The organism is Pseudooceanicola spongiae (genome assembly GCF_014899185.1).
GTDB lineage: Bacteria > Pseudomonadota > Alphaproteobacteria > Rhodobacterales > Rhodobacteraceae > Pseudooceanicola > Pseudooceanicola spongiae.
This window is the reverse complement of the sequence record NZ_CP045201.1, coordinates 385282-405797: the sequence shown is the minus strand read 5'-3', so window position 1 is coordinate 405797 and position 20516 is coordinate 385282. Positions and strand designations below refer to the sequence as shown.

19 protein-coding genes and 1 pseudogene are annotated in these 20516 nt (G+C 57.6%); 12 read left to right on the top strand and 8 right to left on the bottom strand.

Features of this window, described 5'->3' with window-relative positions:
* The first annotated feature begins 123 nt into the window (after nucleotides 1–123).
* The 3 genes from F3W81_RS01925 to F3W81_RS01915 all read left to right on the top strand — a co-directional run bounded on the left by F3W81_RS01925 (nucleotide 124) and on the right by F3W81_RS01915 (nucleotide 2774).
* Nucleotides 124–744 carry an NADPH-dependent F420 reductase gene (locus F3W81_RS01925; RefSeq protein WP_193081985.1) on the top strand — a complete coding sequence of 207 codons (621 nt, stop codon included), beginning with the start codon at nucleotides 124–126 and terminating at the stop codon, nucleotides 742–744.
* 175 nt (nucleotides 745–919) lie between these two features.
* Nucleotides 920–1909, top strand: a complete 990-nt coding sequence (locus F3W81_RS01920) for an alpha/beta fold hydrolase (protein WP_193081984.1) — start codon at nucleotides 920–922, stop codon at nucleotides 1907–1909.
* Between the two features lie 115 nt (nucleotides 1910–2024).
* On the top strand, nucleotides 2025–2774 hold the full coding sequence (locus F3W81_RS01915) for an SDR family NAD(P)-dependent oxidoreductase (protein ID WP_193081983.1): 750 nt from the start codon (nucleotides 2025–2027) through the stop codon (nucleotides 2772–2774).
* Nucleotides 2775–3080: 306 nt separating this feature from the next.
* Here F3W81_RS01915 and F3W81_RS20685 read toward each other — a convergent pair.
* Nucleotides 3081–3264 (bottom strand): annotated as a pseudogene (locus F3W81_RS20685) (IS3 family transposase); the annotation flags it as partial.
* A gap of 334 nt (nucleotides 3265–3598) precedes the next feature.
* On the opposite strand from F3W81_RS20685, the gene F3W81_RS01910 reads away from it, so the two are divergent.
* Nucleotides 3599–3754: a DDE-type integrase/transposase/recombinase gene (locus F3W81_RS01910; RefSeq protein ID WP_193081982.1), complete on the top strand. Its 156-nt coding sequence runs from the start codon at nucleotides 3599–3601 to the stop codon at nucleotides 3752–3754.
* A gap of 391 nt (nucleotides 3755–4145) precedes the next feature.
* Here F3W81_RS01910 and F3W81_RS01900 read toward each other — a convergent pair whose 3' ends face one another.
* On the bottom strand, nucleotides 4146–4937 hold the full coding sequence (locus F3W81_RS01900) for an isochorismatase family protein (RefSeq protein WP_226941810.1): 792 nt from the start codon (nucleotides 4935–4937) through the stop codon (nucleotides 4146–4148).
* 146 nt (nucleotides 4938–5083) lie between these two features.
* On the opposite strand from F3W81_RS01900, the gene F3W81_RS01895 reads away from it, so the two are divergent.
* The 4 genes from F3W81_RS01895 to F3W81_RS01880 all read left to right on the top strand — a co-directional run bounded on the left by F3W81_RS01895 (nucleotide 5084) and on the right by F3W81_RS01880 (nucleotide 11574).
* The gene (locus F3W81_RS01895) at nucleotides 5084–5839 is read left to right on the top strand and encodes a LysR substrate-binding domain-containing protein (RefSeq protein ID WP_193081980.1); all 756 of its coding nucleotides are present in this window, start codon (nucleotides 5084–5086) and stop codon (nucleotides 5837–5839) included.
* A gap of 340 nt (nucleotides 5840–6179) precedes the next feature.
* Complete coding sequence (locus F3W81_RS01890) at nucleotides 6180–7871, top strand: GMC family oxidoreductase (protein ID WP_193081979.1); 1692 nt, start codon at nucleotides 6180–6182, stop codon at nucleotides 7869–7871.
* An 888-nt stretch (nucleotides 7872–8759) separates the two neighbouring features.
* Nucleotides 8760–10145: a phospholipase effector Tle1 domain-containing protein gene (locus F3W81_RS01885; protein WP_264298882.1), complete on the top strand. Its 1386-nt coding sequence runs from the start codon at nucleotides 8760–8762 to the stop codon at nucleotides 10143–10145.
* Between the two features lie 391 nt (nucleotides 10146–10536).
* A complete protein-coding gene (locus tag F3W81_RS01880; RefSeq protein ID WP_226941809.1) occupies nucleotides 10537–11574 on the top strand; it encodes a hypothetical protein in 1038 nt (345 codons plus the stop codon).
* A 256-nt stretch (nucleotides 11575–11830) separates the two neighbouring features.
* On the opposite strand, the gene F3W81_RS01875 is transcribed toward F3W81_RS01880, so the two are convergent.
* From F3W81_RS01875 to F3W81_RS01860, 4 genes are all read right to left on the bottom strand, one after another.
* Complete coding sequence (locus F3W81_RS01875) at nucleotides 11831–12430, bottom strand: hypothetical protein (RefSeq protein ID WP_193081977.1); 600 nt, start codon at nucleotides 12428–12430, stop codon at nucleotides 11831–11833.
* Nucleotides 12431–12745: 315 nt separating this feature from the next.
* On the bottom strand, nucleotides 12746–13879 hold the full coding sequence (locus tag F3W81_RS01870) for an MFS transporter (protein WP_193081976.1): 1134 nt from the start codon (nucleotides 13877–13879) through the stop codon (nucleotides 12746–12748).
* Nucleotides 13876–14400: a TetR/AcrR family transcriptional regulator gene (locus F3W81_RS01865; RefSeq protein WP_193081974.1), complete on the bottom strand. Its 525-nt coding sequence runs from the start codon at nucleotides 14398–14400 to the stop codon at nucleotides 13876–13878. The genes F3W81_RS01870 and F3W81_RS01865 overlap by 4 nt, the downstream gene beginning before the upstream one ends.
* A 321-nt stretch (nucleotides 14401–14721) precedes the next feature.
* On the bottom strand, nucleotides 14722–15618 hold the full coding sequence (locus F3W81_RS01860; protein ID WP_226941808.1) for a LysR family transcriptional regulator: 897 nt from the start codon (nucleotides 15616–15618) through the stop codon (nucleotides 14722–14724).
* Nucleotides 15619–15713: 95 nt separating this feature from the next.
* Between F3W81_RS01860 and F3W81_RS01855 the strand changes: the two genes are divergently transcribed.
* The 4 genes from F3W81_RS01855 to F3W81_RS01840 all read left to right on the top strand — a co-directional run bounded on the left by F3W81_RS01855 (nucleotide 15714) and on the right by F3W81_RS01840 (nucleotide 18065).
* A complete protein-coding gene (locus F3W81_RS01855; RefSeq protein WP_193081972.1) occupies nucleotides 15714–16373 on the top strand; it encodes a DsbA family protein in 660 nt (219 codons plus the stop codon).
* A gap of 24 nt (nucleotides 16374–16397) precedes the next feature.
* Nucleotides 16398–17006: an NAD(P)-dependent oxidoreductase gene (locus F3W81_RS01850; protein ID WP_193081970.1), complete on the top strand. Its 609-nt coding sequence runs from the start codon at nucleotides 16398–16400 to the stop codon at nucleotides 17004–17006.
* A 219-nt stretch (nucleotides 17007–17225) separates the two neighbouring features.
* Entirely contained in the window at nucleotides 17226–17492 is a 267-nt protein-coding gene (locus F3W81_RS01845; RefSeq protein ID WP_319022315.1) for a DUF983 domain-containing protein, read from the top strand.
* Nucleotides 17493–17855: 363 nt separating this feature from the next.
* Nucleotides 17856–18065: a DUF6434 domain-containing protein gene (locus F3W81_RS01840; protein ID WP_193081968.1), complete on the top strand. Its 210-nt coding sequence runs from the start codon at nucleotides 17856–17858 to the stop codon at nucleotides 18063–18065.
* Nucleotides 18066–18341: 276 nt separating this feature from the next.
* Here the strand turns inward: F3W81_RS01840 and F3W81_RS01835 are convergent, their stop codons facing one another.
* A complete protein-coding gene (locus F3W81_RS01835; RefSeq protein WP_226941807.1) occupies nucleotides 18342–19385 on the bottom strand; it encodes an alpha/beta hydrolase in 1044 nt (347 codons plus the stop codon).
* 238 nt (nucleotides 19386–19623) lie between these two features.
* Entirely contained in the window at nucleotides 19624–20496 is an 873-nt protein-coding gene (locus F3W81_RS01830) for an arginase family protein (RefSeq protein ID WP_193081966.1), read from the bottom strand.
* Nucleotides 20497–20516 lie beyond the last annotated feature (20 nt).

Sequence of the window (20516 nt, the reverse complement as noted above, 5' to 3'; positions counted from 1 at the left end):
GCACTGACGCGTCGCCCACCCACGGGCGGCCGACCGCCCGATTGCGAGCTACACGACGAAGGGTCTGGTTCAACTTATAGCCCGCCCCCCCCTGTCTGCAATTCTCATCTAAGGAACATCCACATGAAAATCGGAATTATTGGCGCGGGTTTCATCGGCCGCGCCGTCGCCGCCGTTGCAATGAAGGCAGGGCATGATGTCATGATTTCCAACAGCCGCGGCCCGGAAACACTGTTCAGCCTTGTTGGCTCGACAGGCTGCAAGGCAGGGACGACGGCCGAAGCCGCTGCCTTTGGCGATTTTGTGGTGATCGCCATTCCATTGAAAGCCTATCAGACGATACCGATTGCCGAACTGAAAGGCAAAATCGTTGTGGACGCAAACAACTACTACGCCGCTCGGGATGGACAGCTCGAGGATCTCGATCGTGGCGAGCTGACCAGCAGCGAGCTGATTGCCCGCCATCTGCCAGAGTCGCAGATTGTGAAGGCCTTCAACGCCATAGCGGCCGCTGATATTGAAAAGGACGGTCGACCAGCTGGCGCAGCTAAGCGTCGGGCATTGCCAATCGCCGGTGAAAACGCCGCGGCCAAAGAAATAGTGACCGAATTGTTTGATCAGTTTGGCTTTGATGTTGTTGACGCCGGACCGTTGGCCGAAGGCCGTCGCTTTCAGCCAGACACACCGGGTTATTGCATCCCGCTTGACCGGGCCGGCATGCAGGCTGCCCTCGCCGCCGCGTAAGACGCGGGGTTTCAGGTGCCCGGACACGCAACCTGCGCGCCTCTAATCCAAGTGCGGGAGCCAATCATTGCCCGAGGTCGCGAAAAATGCGGCACACGTCCTCACCGCCCTTGGAGATGCCGCACACCATCGAAGGACGCAAGATCAGAGCTTTGAATCATTCAAGGAGGCAGTCATGCCCAAACCCGACTTTTACGTGCACGCCGCCTATGAAACCGATCGCCGCGCCGTCCTTAGTCTGGGCCTTGGTGCGGCGGCGCTCGCTGTTCTTCCTGCCGCAGCACAAACCCACCTTCCCGATGCTCTTTCAGACACAAGGAATATGATTATGAACTCTATTACAGCCACAGATGGCGCAGTGATTTTTTTCAAGGATTGGGGTCCCAAGGACGCTCAACCGATCGTCTTTCACCACGGCTGGCCGCTGAGCGCGGACGACTGGGACACCCAGATGCTGTTTTTCCTTAATCATGGCTATCGTGTCATTGCCCACGACAGGCGCGGTCACGGTCGCTCAGCCCAAGTCTCTGACGGCCATGACATGGATCACTACGCGGCCGATGTCGCGGCCCTGGCCCAGCACCTTGACCTGAGAGATGCGGTCCATATCGGGCACTCGACAGGTGGTGGCGAAGTGGCGCGCTATGTGGCGCGGCATGGTCAACCGGAAGGTCGGATAGCGAAGGCCGTTCTAATCGGGGCGGTCACGCCGATCATGCTGGCATCCGCGGACAACCCGGGCGGTCTGAGCATGGAAGTGTTCGACGGGTTCCGCTCCGGACTGGCGGCCAATCGGGCACAATTCTACCTCGACGTGGCGAGCGGCCCCTTCTACGGCTTCAACCGGCCAGACGCGACGGTCAGCGATGGCGCGATCCGCAACTGGTGGCGTCAAGGCATGATGGGGTCGGCAAAGGCGCACTATGACGGCATCAAGGCCTGGTCGGAAACGAACTTCACCGCCGACCTGAAAAGCATCGATGTGCCAACATTGGTCATGCATGGCGATGACGATCAGGTTGTTCCCATCAGCAACACTGCGATGCCTACCGTGAAACTGCTCAGCCAGGGCGCTCTAAAGGTTTACGACGGACTGCCCCACGGCATGGCGACGACGCACGCCGACCTGATCAACGCGGACCTGCTTGCCTTCATCAAGGCCTGAAGGCGCAAACTCCCATGAACAGCTCCAGGCTGCGCTCGATGCGGCGCAAACCGAACAGCGGGAGACGGCATCTTACGGAGATGCAGACATTCAACTTCAACAAGGAGGTCAATCAGTGGCCAGACTACAAGGAAAAGTTGCCGTCATCACGGGCGGCAGCAGCGGAATAGGTTTGGCCACGGCGCATCGCTTTGTTGCCGAAGGCGCACATGTGTTCATCACCGGGCGAAGGGCGGAGACGCTGGAAGCCGCGCGCTTGGCGATTGGCCGGAATGTTTCAACGGTGAATGGCGATGTCGCGAGCTTGGCTGATCTGGATCGCCTCTACGCTCAAGTCTCCGCCGAAAAAGGCGTCATCGACATTCTCGTGGCCAATGCGGGCTATGTGGAACCGCAGCCACTTGAAGATGCAACACCAGATCATTTCGATATGACCTTTGGTGTGAATGCGAGGGGCGTCTTCTTCACGGTGCAAAAGGCGTTGCCCCTGATGTCGCGCGGCGGTGCCGTGGTGCTGATCGCTTCGAACCTGCACCTCAAGGGATATGCAGCGCACAGCACCTATGCAGCAAGCAAGGCGGCGGTCCGCTCTTTTGCGCGAAGCTGGGCGAACGAACTGCTTGATCGCAACATCCGGGTCAATACGCTCAGTCCAGGGTCCATCGACACCCCCATCACGAAAGACCGCTTTGAGACACAAGACGAGGCTGATGAGGCGCTCGGCCACGTTGAAAGGCTTACCCCATTAGGCCGTATAGGTCGCGCGGAAGAAATGGCCTCGGCAATTCTGTTTCTTGCATCCGACGAAAGCAGCTATTCCACGGGCATCGATCTGGTCGCCGATGGCGGCATAACGCAACTCTGAAGATCGCCAGCCCCAGGCGCGCTCCTTGGACTTTAGTCGGCTCCACGCATCACCGTCCCGGACGACAGCATAATGCAAGGACTGCAAACAGATCAGGACAAGTCTACACTCATGAGACATTTTCCTCAAAGTCGTCGCGGCGGAGCAACGCAACAATCAGATCCACGAACTCCTTCCTTGAAACTGGATTCCGTCGATATTAACAAACTTCGAGCCTAGAACCGGCTTTTGTTTTGTCGGAAGCTCAAATCATCCCCAGAGAAACCTAGTATGACTTGCCCCCATTGGTCCGTCGTTTGGTCGTCTCTAGGGGTGCTTTTGGGCAATCGTTCCGGGCGGAGAGCCCTCAAGATACTCGAGCGTCCGTCGCGCTTCCTGCGGCGTTTGGTTTCCAAGCGATGAGTACGGTGTGACAGTTTTGCTTTCGTAGCGCCATTTTGCGTCTGGCGTCCAGCAGGGTATCGAATACCCACCCGTTAAGCGGCTCATCAGCACGCGTCCACACCATACCTGAATTCATTGCAGAAAACTGCCGCGCAGTGGGTGATCTGGTACATGCGCAGTGACGGGCACCTCGTGAGCGAGAAGCGTATCCGGCGGACGGTGCGCCTCATGAGGCCCATGGCGATTTACCAAAATCACAAAACCAGCAGGCCATCGAAGGTACACGAGATCTATCACTATCTGCTCAGCGGTCTGCGTGTAGAGCGCTCCAACTAGCCCCCCCTCACGGGATAATGCTGCGCATGTCCCCACCGGGCAGCGGGTGCTCGTATACACCCTACCTCCCCATACGGCGCGACTGCCTTTATCTGGTCGCTATCATGGATTGGTACACTGGCAAGGTCCTGACCTGGCGTATCTCGAACACCATGGAGGCAAACTTCTGTGTTGAGGCGCTGACCGGGGACATCCGCGAGTTCGGGCCGCGCAAGATCATAAATACCGATCAAGGATCTCGGTTCACGTCCTTCGCCTAAACCGACAGGCTGCGCCGGATTCTGTGCGCCTCGTGATGAACGGAAACATGCGCTTCCTCGATAACATCTTCATCGCGAGTATTTGGTGGAAACTGAAGTACGAGTGCGTCTAGCTGCTTGGTTGGGAGACCGGCTGCGAGACGAAGATGGCTTTCCGGAAATGGATAACCTTCTACACCCACCAGCGCCCTCATTCAGCTTTGGGCGGCACACCACCGGCGCTGGTCTATTGGCAGAGAGATGATAACAACTAACCCAATCGACAGGTGCAACGAGTAGCGGAAATTACGCCAGATCCTAGCCAGCGATCGGGGAGTACCTCACTCGTGAAGTGGCCGCACAGTACGCGCGACCACTGGTGTCAGCCTCTGTTCTTCTGAGAAGCTTTATCTCATTCAGCGGCTTGGGCAGCTTCCTGAGCGCGGTTGAAGCTTTCTGACACAGCATGGTAGCCGGGAGACACCTCACCGTAAAGAACGCCCCAGTCGGCAGCGTCGGGACGGTTCCATGTGCGCTGTGTTTCGCTGAGGATCGAGTTGGTGGTGACAGGCACGATACCTTCGTTTGCCATGCGCATCATCGCCGCATTCGACGCCATTTTGCTCACGTCGCCGGAAGCATCCATCACAACGAACACGTCATAGCCTTCGGCTTTGGCTTGCAGTGCGGGGAAGGCGACACAAACGCTCGTCCAGACACCCGCGATGAGCAGAGTCTTTCGGCCCGTTGCCTCGACAGCGGCAACAAAGTCAGCGTTATCCCATGCGCTGATTTCACCCTTGCGCGCAACATATTGTGCGTTTGGCATCGCTTCGGGTAGCTCATCCATGATCGGACCGTTGGAACCATCAGGCTCGGATGCGGTGTAGAAGATCGGGATGTTCGCCTGCTCTGCGATCTTGGCAAGCGCAACTGTGTTTCGGCGCAGTTCTTCGATACTGATGTCGTTCACGCTCTGGAACAGGCCTGTCTGGTGGTCGAGCAAAAGCAAAACCGCATCGTTTGGATCAAACAGCGCGTTCTTTGCGGCCTCCGTCGGCGTTCTTGACAGACCGTCAAGGTGCAATGTCGAGGTCGCTTCTTGGGCATATGCGGCGGATGGCACGATGACTGGCTGCAAGAGCATCGACGCGCCTGCGGTGAAGGCAAGGAAAGTTTTTTTGATGTTGTTCAGGGATTTCATAGCAGTCTCCATTGGAGGTTGATTGTGCCCGCGCGCTCCGCCGGGTGAAGTGCCGTGGGGATTGCACCCGCAGCCCGCATATTGCGTGGCGTTAGGATTGGCGCTCTTTCGGTGATCGGATGATCGCGCGGATGGGGCTTAGGTCCGTGATCCAAAACCTGTCACACTACCTGCTGCAGCGGAAACGATGGCTCTTCATGTTGAAACTGCACGAAATTCAACTAATGGCTGCACCGGCTCTTGGCCCTATCGATCTGAACCTGATCAAGATCTTCAATGCCGTCTATGAGGACAGGAACCTGCTGCGTGCGGGAAAGCGCCTCAACTTGGCAGAGCAGATCGATGTCGGTCGCATCGACCTTGCCATGGGTGTATTCCAGAAAATCCCTGAGCATTTCAGATCATTTGCTCTCATGACTGAGGGCGATCTGGTCATCATGCACTCTTCGCACCCAGCCGCGGGACCCAAACTGACCCTACAGGACATGGTCACCTATCCTCTGCTGACGATCTCAGTCGGCGGAAAGGAGGAGGGCGCGGTGGACGGTTTCATTCTCGAACGAGGGCTTGCGCGTCAATCCGAGATGTTCGACCGGAATGCATTGCAGGAGGCACTGGCGACGATCGGCGCAGTTCCACGATACCGCATCACGATCGCCCATTCGATGGTTATCGCTTCAGTGATGGAAAGGACGGAGATGCTCAGTATTCTGCCCTGTTCATTGGCACGCCTGTTTGTCGCAACCGACGATTTACTGATGGTTTTGCCACCCTATCCGGTCAGCCACTCAACCTTCCGCGGAATTTGGCACAACCGCAACGATCATGATCCGGCACATCTATGGTTTCGTAAAATCGTGCAGCGTGCTGTGGAACTGATGCCAAAAGGCGTTCCTAGTTGATGCCAGAGCCAGGTCGCCAGGTTTTTGTGAATGTCCTGGGGAGAGGTTCACGTCCATCACCCCATAATGAACGCCGTGCATCTTCACACTGCATATCCATCGTTTTCATTCATGATGCGGATCTGCCATCAGTTGTTGACGCTAGGCTCAGGAGTGCGACGCAAAGCGATACCCGTATCGGATCGCCGTGCCGACCCTTCGAACGCCTTTCAACCCGCATCGTCCCGCATAGCTTATAAACTGATTGCGTTTGCGCCCCCCTTATGAGCCTCGCCAGAGGCCTCAAGGAAAGCACTCCTGCGGTCATGTCTGACGGGAACAGCACAATGAAGGATCTGTCATGACCAATGAAACGCCGCAAAACCCCGGGGCAGGCAACAAATTAGCGGGCGATAGGGCTGCACTGCAAAAAAGCGCCATCGCCAATCAGGCAGAGCTTCGCGCCAATCTGAGGCCTCTGTACGATTTTATCGTGTGCGGAGCAGGGTCGTCCGGCTCTGTTGTGGCGCGAAGGCTTGCCGAAAACCGCGATGTTACTGTCCTGCTGATTGAGGCAGGCGGTGACGACGAGGCACTCAGCGTCTCAGATCCTTCCCTCTGGCCTACCAATCTCGGCTCTGAGCGCGACTGGGGATTTGTTGCCGAGCCCAGCCCATATTTGGATGGTCGAGCGATGCCGCTATCCATGGGCAAAGGTTTAGGCGGCGGGTCATCGGTCAATGCCATGGTCTGGGCCCGGGGCCATGCCAGTGACTGGGACTTCTTTGCGGCTGAGACCCAGGACCCCGCATGGAACTATGAGGCAATTCTCAAGATCTATCGGGCGATAGAGGACTGGAGCGGCGCCCCCGATCCGCTCCGCCGTGGACATGGCGGCATTCTGCCCGTCGAGCCGGCGCAGAACCCTCATCCGATTGCGGATGCTATGCTTCGGGGCGCTGCGGCGTCAGGACTGCCGACCTTCGCAGATCACAACGGTGCGATGATGGAAGGAGCAGGCGGCGCGGCGCTCTGCAACGTGGCGATCCGCGACGGCGCGCGTTCATCCGTGTTCCAACGCTACATCCGACCTCTGATGGCGCAATCCAACCTCACGATCCTGACCCATACCACAGTCAACCGGATCACCATCGAGAATGGTAAGGCCGTGGGTGTGCAGATCACGCATGAGGGTCGGCAGATCGCCATCCGGGCAGGCCGCGAAACCGTCCTGTCGCTCGGGGCGATCGGGACGCCGAAGCTGCTTATGCAGTCCGGTATCGGGGATAGCGAGATGCTGTCCCGCCACAGCATAAAACCCGTCGCGCATCTGCCAGGGGTCGGGCGCAACTTTCAGGATCATGTCATGGTCGCGGGTTGTGTCTGGGAAAGTCCCGAGGTGATCGAGCCGCGCAACAATCTCGGTGAGGCCACCTTTTTCTGGAAAAGCAACGAGGCGCTTGAAACTCCGGACATCCAGGCCTTCCTGATCGAAGTTCCGATCGCTACACAGGAAGCGATTGGCAATTACGGACCGCCGCCTGCCGCGTCGTGGTCCTTGCTCCCTGGCTTGGTTCGCCCCAAAAGTAGGGGTGTCGTACACTTGACAGGTCCCAATCCGAATGACCCAGTGGCCATCGATGCAAATGTCCTTTCGCATCCCGACGATCTGACCGCCCTCGCCCGCAGTGTCGAGCTATGCCGTGATATTGGCAACAGCGCGGCATTGATGCCGTTTGCCAAACGCGAGGTCATGCCGGGAAATCTGAGCGGTGAGGCACTGCGCGCCTTTGTGCGACTTACGGCGTCAACCGTCTGGCATCAGTCCGGGACCGCCAAGATGGGCACAGACGAGATGTCCGTGGTTGATTCCGAGCTGCGTGTCTACGGTATCGCTAACTTGCGGATCGCTGACGCGTCCATAATGCCCAGGGTCACTACAGGTAACACCATGGCCCCCTGTGTGGTGATAGGTGAACGTCTTGGCGCTCTGCTTTCTGGCACGAGATTGCCGACGGCATCCCGCCCGTTCGCAGTCTTTGCCGAATTGTAACCGCTTGGATTCGAGATTTCGAGAGAACAACTTCGGCGGCACGTCTCGGGACGTGGCGCCGATAATACCGCGCAGCCCGTAACTTAGGGCCGGGCGAATTCTGCGATGAAATGGCCAGCTGGCAATACCCCCCCCCCTCAAAAGTCAAAGGCGGCAAACGACCCAGCGACCTGATCGCACTTACTAAGAAAGCGTCTTGAAAGATGCTCCACATCCATTGCCCTTGTCACGCGGTTAACTTGACCGAAGACCGCCGGCCTGCGCTTGCTTCCTCGGCGGGCGGATAACAAGATATGAGTCCATTTTGGCCTGGCTGCGAACCGTTGCTATGATCGCCGAGGCGGTTTGGGCCCGCTGTGTTCACGCTGCGCAGCCACACGTCCGGTCCAAGCCCTCTTTACCAAATGCTACGCTGCATCATATCGCAGGAGCAGAAAATCTTGCCTTTTGCTACCTGCCCTTACCGGTCACTCGCCACCAGCGTCCAATCTGCGACGCTGCCATTCGCTCCAATGCGTAGCATTTCCGGGTAATGGGCGACCACATTGCGGGACAAACGGACCTCTGCTTCAGCGGCCATCGGCAACTCTTTTCAAGATTGGTCTGAAGGTCAGACAGATCGATCCGGTTGAGATCAACCGTCGTCGGAAAGAATTACATTTAATGTGTTGTATGGAAGATATCGAGCACACTCTGTCTATCAACTACAATATCAGGTGGACTCATGCATTTCTGCTATGTTCTAATTTGTCACGAATCGGGCGAACTACACTCACTGCAACCCACTCCACTCCATCAGAGGCGATCGCCGAACTTTAAGGATTGCAGCCGATCCTTGGTATTCACCGATAGGGTGACAAATGGTCAAGAATATCTGCATCTTCTCGGATGGAACCGGCCAGATGGGCGGCGCCAGGCCTGACCAGCGGCTTTCGAACGTCTACAAGATGTATCGGGCGATGCGGCCTGGGCCGGATTCCCCCAAAGGACCAAGTAGCATTCTACGACCCAGGTCTGGGAACCGGCGAAAGCGGCGGACTCTTCGGTCGTATCAAGCCAATTCTGGAAAGCGCAGTCGGCACAGGCATCGATCACAACATCATCGATTGCTATGAACAGATCATCGCGCATTATGAGCCAGGGGACCGTGTGCTGCTGTTCGGGTTCTCGCGAGGTGCCTATACAGTCAGAGCGCTTGCCAATGTCATGAACCTCTGCGGCATCCCAACACAGATGCCTGATAGTTCGGCGGTTCCGCGTTATGGGCCCGGTTTGCGCAAGATAGCTACAGACGCGGTGAAGTTTGTCTACAACCACGGTGCGGGAAAACCGCGGACAGAGAACCCGTATTTTGTGAACCGCGAAGAGCTTGGCCGTCGGTTTCGCAAGAAGTATTCTAGCTTTCCTCTGGAAGGTGTAGACAATCAAGGCAACGTCCAGCCAACTTTTATCGGGGTTTTTGACACGGTGGCTTCATTGCGGACCGCCATCGTGCGCACGCTGGTCTGGGGGGGCACCTTCGCTGTCGGCGCTGCCTTTGCCGCCAGCTTGATGCTCGCATGGTCATGGCTCTTGATCATCCCACTTGGAGTACTCCTCATCGCTCTGATCTGGCAGCTCAGTGAACTGTTGCTTGATAATTTCAAGTACTTCTCGGATGATCCCGATCGCAGTCTCAGGCTCTGGCGGCCAAGCGATTGGGCTCAAATCATCAAGACCGGGCATTTTGCCGCCTGGAACAAGCGCAACTACGACAAGTGGCTTGATCCAGACGTCAAATACGCGCGCCACGCCATGGCAATCGACGAAGACCGTGCCGACTTTCCTAGAGTTGGATGGGCATCCAAGGCGGCGGCGATTGAGACCAAAGACCGCGAGCCGAAGTGGCTCAAGCAAGTCTGGTTTCCGGGCTGCCACAGCGACATCGGCGGAAGCTATCCCGAGGCCGAATCCCGCCTCAGCGACATTGCCCTTGACTGGATGGTGGACGAGCTAAAGGAATGTGTTCCGTCGATCCTTATCAATGAGAATTTCCTCAATCGTGCACCTGACCCATTCGGCCTGCAGCACCGCGAAGACGCGATGGTTGCGTTTGGTCCGTATCGCATAGGCTGGAAGAAAGGTATCCGAGAAGTTGGCGACGACTTTCCTCTCCACCCTTCGGTCCAAGAGCGCGTGCGAGCGAAAGCCGTTGCCCAGTGCGGCGAGGTCAAACCCTACCGGCCTGCGCAACTGAGAGGGCGGCGCGATTTGAAGTTCTATTACGAGGAATAGGAAAAGGCGGAGGCCAAACTTTCGGGGCCACCTATAAGCAAGGGCGGCCAAGAGCCGACCTTCGTGCCAAGCGCAGCGGAGGGCCGGAGACGGCCCAAACTTGCCGGTCGCGCGCTTCGGTTTCGCAGGTGCAGCATCTGACATGAAGGGCGGATTCCGGACCTTCGCTGCAAACGTGAAGGTTCTGTGTCAGAATTGCAAAAGTGGCCATTCAAACCGTAGCAGACCGAAGCCCCGATGCTGCGCTGCGCACCAAGGTCGGCCGTGCGCAAGAGCAGGCTTTGCAACGCTTGGCAAACAAAGTACAAATTTGGACATGTTGAAGGCTCAATCCGGGATAATATAAATATCGGCCGGAGAAAACTCAGAAAGCACAAAATTTGATAGTAAAATGGACTTAAAGGATTATGCTTCGGACCCCCGTCGGAAATTTGTTGTTTCCGTCATGGGGCAACGTGTTCGCAGGGACATTTGTTGTATGTATTTATTTGCTGTTGATTTAATTACTGCCAATGATTGGCACTGGCTGAAGTATCATTTTTCTCAATACCGACCACATTCTGTTGGCTTGGCGCTGGCTAGTAGATGCGCCAAGATTGAGGCGAAGATGCCTAATGAGGGGGTGTCATTTGTTTCTCGAATTGCCTCTCTCTCAAATCGCCAAAGTGATCGGATGCACTACCAGCAGATTTTGCAAGTACTTGCTGAGATCCTTGTTATTGAGAGGGTTCTTGGGTTGTCTTGGCCAGAAAATACTTCGTTTTTTCTTGAGCCGGCTGGCCGCACGGGGAAGCGACCTGAATTAATGGTCAGCACACCAGATCACCAGTTTCTATTTGAAGTAAAATCCCCATCATTGCTTGATCATCAAGCGAAAAGGGCGAGCAATGGAATTCAATTGCCTCATAGAGGTTTGGTTCCACTAGAGCAAATCGATGAGCTAGTTTCGGATCAAAGCGTCACTCTCCCACGGGACACCCCAGTCAAAGATTTTTTGGTTAGTTGCGAAAAGAAATTCTCGGGTTTCCCTACAGTCCCAGGAGCAAATATATCTGTGATAGTTTGGGATGACTACATCTACGAGCCCATTGGGTCTTTACTTGGAATTAGAGGAGGGTTGTTGACTTTAGACACGTGGAACATCGATTCTTCAGGTGATCCGGTCACATATCCCAGTATAGATGGAATTATATTGATAAGGCATATGACATACTTTCAAAGGGCCCTGGCAGAAGATGATTTGATTGACAGACATGGACTTTTTGATTTTGGATCCGCTACTGCTCTGCCTAACGTCTTCATTCAAAATCCAAACGGTAGGGAGGTCCCAGAAAGTATCAAGACGGGACTGAGAGCAATTGATGTAGAAGATAAACGGCTTGCGCATATGGCTGAGTATCATGTTCAAGATTATGTGTTTTGGATGTGAATTTAATATAAAATTTTAAAATCGCTTGGGGATATTGTCTTTTTTAAAAATGGCATAAGTTGCGCTATGACGGAACTTTCAAGCATTTGGAGAGCAAACTCTTTTTTAATTTTTATTTTTCTGTTTTCGCTTCGAGCCGGGATCGGTCATCCGGTTGGTCACGCCGAAGCCTGAAGGGTCAAGATTTGCGCGCCGCATCGTCGCAAGTCCGGTTTAAGCCCTCTGTGTTGAAGCCAATTAGTAGCGCTCAAAGCCTTTAAACGTCGGCCTGGAGACTTTTAGCGCAAGCTAGAAATTTTTTAGCGCGTCCCTGTAGGTATTCGGCCTCGCGTTGATCCATTCGCGTCGCAGTTATTAGTGTTCCTGGCTGAATATTGAGAATGCCAACTCCCGCCGACTCTGGTCGAGCCAAGCGAAGAATAGTTAACAGGCCTCGCTCCTTCTTCCGAGGTAGTTGTTCTTTTCCGAAATGTAGGAAAATAATCCTCCTCTGGTTGTTTGCCTCTGTGCGCAAGTACCAAGCTGTTGTTATGCTTAAGCCAGAAATATCAGCTTCAACCGGACTATGCCCCTGCCAAATGAGTGCATGATCCTCTTTCAAGTCCAGATAGTTTTGACACAGAACTTGGTATCCAGTGGACTTGTTTGCGGAAACGCTAGAATGCAGCGAGCGAAATTTCTCAGTTGAAATTTTTTTATTTTCAAAAGAAATAAGTGCTTCTCGGAACTGCTTGTAACGATCCTTAATAGGATCATACGGCAAATCGAGGTCGCTAATTATGCTTTTTACTTTGGCCTTGTCTTGGCGCTTGTCGCCGTACGCAAAGTCGATGAACTGACTAACCCTAATTTTCATTTATCTGTCCTTTTTGCCTTTAATGGTAACCCTAGGGTTCGGCGGCGAACTAATAAAGAACAATTTGGTGTGGAGCGCTTTCAAACAACGGCAGGATTGTCCGCTCAGCAGACCTTTGGCGAAAAAATGCTACACGATCTGTCGAACGTCTGCTTCGGGGAAGCTGCAACGCAGCGCTCGGACATCTGGCCAACGACAGGTCTGGGCCGTCTCTGCCGGGCAGACCACTCACCTGCGTGTCTAGCACGCCACGCTGCCGCAGGTCTGCTTCGAGCCCTGCCAAGGCGCTCCGCGGAAGTTCCGCTAGCGTCCAGGCTACTCAATTGCGCCATCCACCGCGGACCTTGAGCGGAAGGTCCCGGCGATCAGCGCGACGGCGGCGAAACATATGACGGCAGACGCGACGCCCGGCCCCGCCAAGAGAAATCCGAAGAGAGGGGCACCGACAGTCTGGCCCACGGCGATGGTCAGGAAGCCGACCATGAGCCCGGTTGCAGGCCGGTCCGGAAAGGCGTGAGTGCCCCAGATGAGGTAGACCCCCGTGAGCATCACATAGGCCGCGCCGAAGATGGCCCCTCCGACCAGCGTGGGGACGGGACCAAGGCCGAGCCCGACCAAAAGGATGCTGGCCCCCAACAGGCCGAGAAAGGCCCCGTGAACGCGGTCGAGACCGAACCGGCAGACGAGCGTTCCGGCCAAGGCTCCAGCCAGCCCCCCGGTGCCGATGCAGGTCCAGAGAAGGCCGGTTCCGCCCGGCCCCCAGCCCATCTGGTTCGAAACGATCTGGCCGCCGAAGGACCAGAGCGCGGTGCTCGCGGCTCCCATCAGGAAGGATGCCGAAATCAGCCGCAGGACCGGCCCCGTCATCGTGGGAAGGCCAGCTGCGCGACCGCTGTCCGAGACGGCAGGAAGCGAGGTCGCGGCCGTGATGGCCAACACCAGTGCGACGGCCGCGAAAGCTCCGAAGGCCAATCTCCATTGTCCCGCGCGGCCAAGCGCGATTGGCCCCGACAGCGCAACGCCCGCGCTCACGCCGGCATTGATCACCGTGTTCGTCAGGTCCTGGTGGCCTTTACTGACCGCCGCTGCAACCGCGGCGGCCATAGGCGGCGAGGCAAGGCCCGTGCTCGATCCGGCGACCACCACGGCAATGGCCAGGATCAGGGGCGACGGCGCGAGCGCGATGCCCGCCATGCCGATTGCCGCAACGAGGGCCGCCCCGACCGCGACGGCGCGCGCGCCGAGCCGTTCGGTCAGGATGGCCGAGGCGACAATAGCGATGCAGTAGCCGGCGAAAGATCCACCCGAGATCACCCCACTGAGGGACGTGCCAATGCCCAGTTCGTTGTCAATCTGCGGCAGGAACAGGCCGAAGGCGAAGCGGGCAAAACCGTAGCAGACCGCGATGAGGGCGAAGCCTGTCGCGCCGATGCGAAGGGCCGGGCTCATGAGCGCGCCCTCTCCAGCAAGATGGCCGCCGCCGCCTTTGCTGCGGAGACGGTTTGTGCTCCACGATAGACAGCCGCGTGGGTCGCGCCCTCGAAGAGGACCAGCACCTGCTCTGCGAGCGCCGGGTCCTCGCGTCCCAGATCCGTTGCGACGACCTCGCCGACCCGCCGATGGAAAGCCTCCTTGTGCGCCGCGACGGCTTCGGCGATCCCCGGCGTGTCGCCACCCGTTTCCGCGCGAGAGCGAAGGAACAGGCAGCCCCGACACCCCTCGACCCGCACCCAGTCCTCAAGTGCAGCAAACAAGGCGTCGACGGTCCGCACCTCAAGCCGGGCCATGAAGCGCCGGTCCCTCTCGGTCAGGACGCGCGCCATGAGCGCGGCCTTGCTGCCGGCGTGCTTGTAGAGCGTGCGGCTCGACATCCCTGCAGCATCCGTCAGCCGGTCCATGCCGGTGGCCATGTAGCCGTGACGGTCGAAGAGCCGCTCGGCGGCTGCGGTGAGTTTGCGGGTCATATCCATGGGAACCTCCTTTGGCGTCCTTGGACACAAATGTAAAACGAACGTTTTACATTTGCAAGCCGGCAGGACCAGAGGTCCGCTCTGTCCGCATTGCCGCCGCTCACCCTTGGATTTTACGTTGATTTCGTTTGCAGCTGCAGCGAAAGTCGGTTGTGAGCCCTAACTGACCTTGCGCGTCGGCTCGCTTTTTGCACGTGCAGCCACACGCGCTCTGTTCTGAACGGCCCAAGGCCCTTTCTGGCAGGGGTCGAGAAGGTCAGTCTCGTCGCAGAGTGGGTCGTGCGAACGTCGGCATGCCTCTCGAGAAACAGCAGTTCCCCCTCATCGGAACACCGGGTTTCCTCCAATTTTTTCCACGGAGAAATCGATGAAGGATCGGGTGGCGGCTGGCAGGTTCCGGCGCGACGCATAGAGGGCATAAAGGGAAAGCTCCGCCGGTGTCCAGCCCGGCAGGACCTGCACAAGTTGCCCCCTGGCAAGATGCGGGGCGGCGGCGAAGGTCGGCAGCATGGCAATCCCTATTCCCTCGAGGGCGGCGCGCAGTAGCAGATAGGCTTCATTCGTCTGAAGCGGTCCGGTGACATGGATCTTTTCGGTCCGGTCATGCGCAATGAGTGTCCAGGTCCGCGCGCCGAACTGTGCGTAGGTAATACAGGGCCGGTCTGCGAGCGCGTCCGGGGTCTCCGGAGTGCCGATCCGAGACAGGAGCGCGGGCGCGGCGCAGAGAACCGACCCGACGCCGCCGAGGCGTCGGGCAATAACGGCGCGGTCGAGCGATCCGGTGATGCGCAAGGAAACGTCGACCCGGTCCTGGACGAGGTCCACGAGGCGGTCGGTAACCTGAAGGTCGATCGACACCTTGGGGTAGCGCGCCGCAAAATCGGCGAGCATCGGCAGAACCACCGCATCAGCCAGAACCCCCGGCATGGCGACGCGGATCTCGCCCTGCGGCATGGCGGTATCAGCATTTCGGCCCGAGATGCCCTCGGCGATCTCGACCAATTCCCGACTGCATGCCAGCGCCCCCTCGCCCGCGGGCGACAGCGACATGTGGCGGGTCGAGCGATGCAAAAGCCGCGCGCCCACCCAGTCCTCCATGGCGGTGAGATAGCGCGATGCCATTGCTCGCGACATGCCGAGCGCCTCTGCGGCGGCCGTGGCGCTGCCGCGTTCGACCGTCTCGATGAAGACCCGCGCGGCGGTGATCCTGTCCAACATTATTCGCTCGTTTCATGCAACACAGACATGCATGCTTTAGTGTTTTTCTTCGAAACAGGAAACACCAAATGGGGGTGACACGGAAAGGATACATCATGACCCAGCCCCTTCAGTTCACCTACCTCTTCGACCCGCTCTGCGGCTGGTGCTATGCATCTGCTCCGGCGCTGAAACGGGTCGCGGAGACCCACGCAGACCACCTGCGGATGATGCCCACCGGTCTTTTTGTCGAACCCCGCCCCGTTGCCGCGATCGCGGACCATGCCCGCAGGAACGACGGACGCATCCAGGAGCTGACCGGCCAGCGTTTCACCGAGGCCTATCACCAGGGGGTGATGCGCGCGCCCGGCGGTGTCTTCAGCTCGCAAGCGCTGACCAGGGCGCTCGTGGCGCTCGGACAGATCGACCCGGCGCTCGAACCGCGCTTCCTGCACGCTGCCCAGACGGCCCGCTATGTCGATGGGCAGGATACGTCCCGCGCGGCGGTCGTCGCAGACATCGCCGTGCGGGTGGCGGGCGATGCGGGCGTCGAGATCGATCCCTTCGCGTTTCGGGCCAAGGTCGCCGACGACCCGGCGCGCGAGGTCGAAACCGACCGCCGCATTGCCGAGGGCCGCGCAACGATGTCGAGGCACGGCGTCCAAGGCATCCCGCAGCTGATCGTGACCGATGAGCGCGGCGCGCGCGTTCTCGACAGCCAGATCCTTTACGCAGGCGGCGACGCCGTCCTTGCAGCAATCGGCGAACCCGCCTGATCCATGAAAGAACGGAGAAATACCATGAAAGTCGCTCTTATCGGCGCGTCTGGCAATGCCGGGCAACGCCTTCACGCCGAACTCGTCTCGCGTAACCACGCCGTGACCGCCATCGCGCGCAATCAGGAAAAGGTGCAGCCGCTCGACCGGACCCGGGCCATGGCTGGCGACATCGATGCACCCGAGGCGCTGGCCGAGATCCTTTCAGGCCACGACGCCGTCATCAGCTCGGTCATGTTCGTCGCCTTCGATCCCGAGAAGCTGCTGCATGCGGTCCAGTCGTCCGACGTGCCGCGCTATCTGGTCGTGGGCGGGGCCGGCAGCCTCGAGGTGGCACCCGGGGTCAAGCTGATCGACTCCCCCGATTTCCCCGACGCCTACCGCGCCGAAGCCGAAGCCGGAGGTGCCTATCTCGACCGGCTGAAGCGGACCGACGGGCTCGACTGGACCTTCCTTTCGCCCTCCGCCGTCTTCGAGGCAGGCGAGCGCACCGGCACCTTCCGACTGGGCACGGACCAGCTGATCGCCGGGCCTGAGGGCAGCCGAATCTCCTACGAGGATTTCGTAGTCGCCATGGTGGACGAGCTGGAGGAGCCCAAGCACAGCCGAGCGCGGTTCACAGTCGGCTACTGACCCGATTGGCTGGTGCCGGCGCGGGCGCGGCGGCACCGCTCTCCATGAGACTTCCCGATATGAACCCCCAAGACCTTTCTGGCGGAGTGTCCACGATGACGACGACCACCCAAGCTGAACCTGAGCGCGACGTGAAGCCCGCTGTCCTGAAGGGGCTGAAGGAGCGGTGCCCGAACTGCGGAGAGGGAAAGCTCTTCTCAAGATACCTCAAGGTGAACGATCGGTGCCCTGAATGCGGTTCAACTATACCACCACCGCGCGGATGATGGACCTGCCTACCTCACGATCCTGATCGTAGGGCACATCATGGGCCTCATGCTGCACGCGACGTTCGGATATCTGCGAGAGGACCCCCTGATTCTTGCGCTTTTGCTCTGCACAGTCGCGACAGCGCTCTCGCTTCTGATGCTGCCCAGGATGAAAGGGATGATCGTCGGCTACCAGTGGGCCAAGGAAATGAACGGCTTTGGCAGGCCACGTGGATAACGATTGGAATTCTCAGCCGTTGAGTGCCAATCCGCAGCATAGGCAGGCGCAGCGAACGGCAGCAAGGTCCCGCTCAGCAGACCTCCGACCATCCGATTTCGCTGCACGATGTCATGAAGGGCGGGTTCGGGGAAGCTGCGCCGCAGCGAGGCCAAACCTCTCGAATGTCCGCATTGGGCCGTCCACGTCGATCAGTTCTGCCATTCGTGCGAAACGCCGCCGTGCCGCCGCAAGTCGGCTGTGAGCCCAAACCGACACTTTCCGCTCTACCCACTTGGCATTTTCCGGCGCGCAGCCTTCGGTAAGATTGCCAGAATTTCTTTGGTTGGTATGCTAACATTAATATCTGTGCGGAGATCGATGATGGCCAAGTTTGACTGGCATTCTGACGATATCGACCGCGAAACACCGGTCACTGAAAATTATATGTCAACGCAGAATGTTCGGCGTTTTATGAAGTCCCAATGCGGTGAGCATTTCAAGTTTGACCGACCTTTCATGCTCTGGATCAAGGACGGCAATCCCAAGACTATGGGTCATGTGGCTGACGAGTGGGTCAACCGACATTCCTGATGGGCGATTAATGATAATGGCGAGCCGCAGCAGCGTCGGCATCATCCCACACGGCGGTAATCCAAGCATTTCAAGTGCTGCGTGATAGACGAATGGCAGGTTCGGTGAAGCTGCGTCGCGGCGTAACCGGACCCAGTCAAGGTCAGCTTCGGGCCGAGAGCTGCGGCGCACCCGGGGCAACCACGCGTGTGCCTCCTGCTGCGCCGCCGCAGATCCGCTTCGAGCCCAAACCCTCAGATGTCGCATCACACCAGAAGCGCCACTCGGTAAAAGCTCTCAGTTATCGATACGGCCCAGATAATCTCGTATCAGCGCTTCGGTTTCAGGGGCGTCCACTATGTCAAGATGCGCGGCGCCGTCGACAATCTCATAACGCCCCTTATCTGTAATATTCTCCATGAGTGGCGCATATTGATCTGCTGCCATTGCTTCGTCCTGAGCTCCCGCCACCAAGAGAAATCGCGGCAGTTTCGCAATATCATCGTGATAGGCTCTGCGTGGAGCGAAGGACGTGTTAAGACGCCAGCTATACGAGGTGGTCGCAAAATCACCAAGGGGACCATCAAGAACAGCGCTAGGCATATTGAACTGAATTGTGGTCAGATGATCGAGCCAGTGAATCCCAAGGTTATTGAGCATCGCCAGCCCGATAATGCGTCGTATCAAAACATGCGCCCAGCCACCTGAATTGGGTCTTGTCGTCGGGGCATTGTACTGCAGAAAGGGCGCAAGAAGGATTGCACCGGCGATTTTGTCTCCATGCGGGCCACCTGCAAAGCGCACCGCAAGACCGCCGCCGGAGGAATGGCCCAACAGAATTGGCCTTCGCGGGTCCGCTGCGATGAGGTCAGCGATGTCGTCTTCGAACTGGCCTGTGTAATCTACATCGCCGCGCCGGGCTGGCCTGTCCCTATGGCCTCTCAGTGTGATCGCCTTGACCTCAGCTACATCCTTGAGCGCCCAGGCGAGGCGGTCAAACTGACCACCATACCATCCTGATCCGTGAACCATGATCACGAGTGGCATAGCCTCAGGCCCGTCGGATTTCACATGGGTGTACATGATTTCCGCACCATCGCGCGCAGTGAAACTCTCGCGTGAGAAAGCAGGCGTCTCCGGCGGGTTGATGGTGCCGGACGCCAATAACTTTTTGAAATCCAGCCCTTCGCAGGCCTCCAGTGGTTTTGGACGCTGAGAAATGATCATCCCAAATGCAATCAGAAAATAAATTGTCAAGGAAATGACGGCAAAAGTCAGGATGTTTGAAATCAATGGGTGATCCGTATTTTTTCTGGTATTGCCCGGCAAACGAGTTGCCAAAAAACTTCGCCGAATTTTAGCTTGAGCACAAGATCAGCGGTCCAAAAATCCATTGAAGCCAATGACCGGTTCGTCCGCAGTGCCGCCGCTAGCCCTCCGGTTTGACGCTGATTTCGTTTGCAAGTGCAGCGAAGGTCGGCAGTGAGCCCTCTTAAGCAAAAGCCATCCTTCAGCATTTGGCTTTATCGGAAAATTCAGCCTTTAACTTCAGACACGGAGGCTTTGTGACACACCGATTTTATGCCCGAAATATTGGGATGCCTGCCATCAGGTTCTGCAGGTTGATCGCATCCCATGGGATATGTTCTGCGAAGCCAAGCCCAACGACATCGGTTTCCTTCGACACGTCCGAGAGAATATTCGCAATCTGCTCGAAGCTCATTGATCCAGATCGCATTGAGGCGCGGGTGTCGCCATCCAGTCCCGGCTTTGCAAAGCTCACGCCACCGAACAGCTCTGGATCAAAAACATCGAGATCGAGATGAATGGCAAGGTGGCGAATGCCTGTCTCCTGAATCCATTCAGTTACAGGCTCGGCACCGGCGCGAAGCACGTCAGGCGCTGCCGTCCTTATACCGTGCCGAGCGATGAACGCAGCCTCCTGCGGCGAAAGCCGACCCAACCCTACAAACATGACGCGCTCGGGTGCCAAGGGAGATGGTACTCGGGCCGCAAATTCGGCGTCGCCGTAGCCGAGGAGGTTTCCCAGCACCATCGTGTGTCCGCGATCGCGATCATCGGGCGTTGCGACGTCCGGATGGGCATCAATCCACAGAACGCCAAGTTGGTCACCATAGAGTTCACTTAGATAGGAAAAGGGGGCTTGATCCATAAGGCAGTCCCCGCCGAACACGATCATCTTGTCTGGGCGGTGCTGGTCGATGATGTCCCTTGCTGCATCGAGTTGGCGCAAAAGGGCCGCACGGGCCAGAATGCCATTTTCGATCTCAAGCTCTTCCATATTCGGCAAACTGACAGGAACCTCGACTTCCAGATGATGGGCCGCCGGTGGAGCGAGCCAGGCCAGAAGCCTCGCCCCGAGAACGTAGTCCGGGTTTCCGCCGCCTTGCCATTGCGGAAACATCAGCCGCAGGGTTTTGGTGTCATTCATTGATCTACTCCGTATCTGCT